Below are 2,186 nucleotides of genomic sequence, written 5' to 3'. Positions count from 1 at the left end.
CCGCACCGGCCGGGCCCGGCGGCCCGGCGGCGGGACGCCCGGCCACGGGACGCCCGGCCGTCGGCGGACGCAGCCGCACACCACTGGAGACCCTGCGCAACCTCGCCGCCGACCCGTCGCTGCGCCAGTCCGAGTCCGGCCGCCACTTCCTGCGCTGGCTGCACACCCACTTCGTGGTGGACGAGGCGTGGCGGCAGCAGGCGGGCGCCGTCCCCCCGCACTGCACGGCCACCGTGGCCGAACTGGCCCTGCAGTGCTCGCACACCTGGCGCAGGTTCGCCGAGGACCTGACCAGCCGCCGGCTGACCGACATGGGACCGGCCGGCACCGTCCGGCCCGCGCCGACGTCCCGGAACTGACGGGCGCGGTATCGCCATTCTCGACCACCAGGGAGAAACGGTGACCTCCACCACGATCGAGCGTGCAGTCCACAGGGTGATCGTCGATATGCAGGCCAATCTGGGCCAGGATCTCACCATCGACGACATGGCGCGCACCGCGATGTTCAGCAAGTTCCACTTCACCCGGGTCTTCCGGGACGTGACGGGGACCTCCCCGGGGCGTTTCCTCTCCGCGCTCCGGCTCCAGGAGGCGAAACGCCTCCTGCTCGACACCACATTCAGCGTGGCCGACATCAGCAGTCAGGTCGGATACAGCAGCGTGGGCACGTTCAGTTCTCGCTTCAAGGCGTGTGTGGGTGTTTCCCCGAGCGTATTCAGAGAACTCGGCGGATTCACCTCGGCCATCGACTCCGACGCGGGCCCCGAGGACGACGGCCCGCGCACCACCCTGCGCGGGCAGATCTCCCTGGCCGAGGGCCGCTCCCCCGGCCACTGCTTCGTCGGCCTCTTCCCCACACCGGTCCCCCAGGGGCAGCCGGTGCGCTGCACCGTCCTGGACGGACCCGGCGGCTTCGAGCTGCGCGACATACCCGCGGGCACCTGGTACGTGCTCGTGCACTCCGTCCCGTACGGCAGCGAGGACCTCCCCTCGGGCATCGGGGACGAGGACATCGTCTCCGTCGGCTGCTACGGGCCGGTCACCGCGCACGCGGACACCCTGCTGCTGCCCGCCGAGATCACGCTGCGCCCGGTCGGGGAACTGGACCCGCCCGTACTGATGGCCCTGCTCGACCTGCGGTCCAACGCACTGGAACAGGCGGCCGGCTGACCGGCGTACCGGAGGGAAGGCAAAAGGGGGCGGGCCGCGGTCGAAACCGCGGCCCGCCCCCTTTTGCCGGGTGCGTCAGTCCGCCTCGCGGACCGTCATCGGCAGGCCGCCGCGCATCCGCAGCGACATCATCGGCTCCGGCACGCCCCGGTGCCCCGGTACGACGTCCAGGTCCAGGTCCCGGGTGACCAGCGCGGTGACGAAGACGGCCTCCATCATCCCGAGGCCGCTGCCCACGCAGAACCGGGGCCCCGCGCCGAAGGGGATGTAGGCGTACCGGGGGCGGTTGGCGGCCCGCCCCGCGTCGAAGCGGCCCGGGTCGAACCGCTCGGGGTCGTCCCACAGGTCCGGGTGGCGGTGCAGGGTGTAGGGGCAGACCAGGACGTCGGCCCCCGCCGGGACCGGGAAGCCGCCCACCTCGTCGGCCCGCTGCGCGATGCGCGGCAGGATCCACACCGGCGGGTACAGGCGCATGGCCTCCTGGATCACCTGCGTGGTGTACGTCAGCTTGTGCAGGTCGTCGGCGTCCGGCAGGCGGCCGTCGGCCAGGACGGCGCGGGCCTCGTCCCGCAGCAGGTCGCGCACGTGCGGGTGGCGCGCCAGCAGGAGCAGGGTCCAGCCCAGGGTGCTCGCCGTGGTCTCGTGCCCGGCCAGGAGCAGGGTGACGAGCTCCTCGCGCAGCAGCCGGCGGCCCACGGCGGGGTCGTCGTGCCGGCGTGCGGCCAGGATCATCCGGGCGAACGCGTCGTCACCGGGATCGGCCTCGTCCAGCCGGGAGGCGCGGTCGGCGACCAGCTCGTCGACGGTCCGGGTCAGGTCCCGGCGGGCCCTGCGGAACCGCCGCTGGGTGGCCAGCGGCACCCAGGTCGGCACCAGCCCCTGCGTCACCATGTCGAACATCGCCTGGTCCTGGACCGCCTCGAAGGCGTGGGCGATGCCGCCGTGGCCGTCCAGGGACGTGTCCATGAGGGTGCGGCCCAGCACTCCGAGGGTCAGCCCGGTGACCTCCTTGAGCA

General features: G+C 72.9%; 2 protein-coding genes and 1 pseudogene. 2 read left to right on the top strand and 1 reads right to left on the bottom strand.

Features of this window, described 5'->3' with window-relative positions; genetic code table 11:
- Both B7767_RS43390 and B7767_RS43385 read left to right on the top strand, forming a co-directional pair.
- Positions 1-359 (top strand): annotated as a pseudogene (locus B7767_RS43390) (transcriptional regulator); the annotation flags it as partial.
- 88 nt (positions 360-447) lie between these two features.
- Positions 448-1,170, top strand: coding sequence for a helix-turn-helix transcriptional regulator (locus B7767_RS43385; protein WP_371103074.1), 723 nt, complete (start codon positions 448-450; stop codon positions 1,168-1,170).
- A gap of 75 nt (positions 1,171-1,245) precedes the next feature.
- Here B7767_RS43385 and B7767_RS43380 read toward each other — a convergent pair.
- On the bottom strand, positions 1,246-2,186 hold a 941-nt coding region (locus B7767_RS43380), incomplete at its 5' end, for a cytochrome P450 (RefSeq protein ID WP_085576566.1).

This window comes from Streptomyces sp. 13-12-16 (assembly GCF_002114215.1).
Lineage (GTDB): Bacteria > Actinomycetota > Actinomycetes > Streptomycetales > Streptomycetaceae > Streptomyces.
The sequence above is the reverse complement of the archived record's forward strand: the minus strand, read 5'-3'. Positions and strand labels throughout refer to the sequence as shown.

Excerpts from the sequence above, each read along its gene's own strand:
- B7767_RS43385 (WP_371103074.1), top strand. The coding sequence starts at position 448 with ATGCAGGCCAATCTGGGCCAGGATCTCACCATCGACGACATGGCGCGC.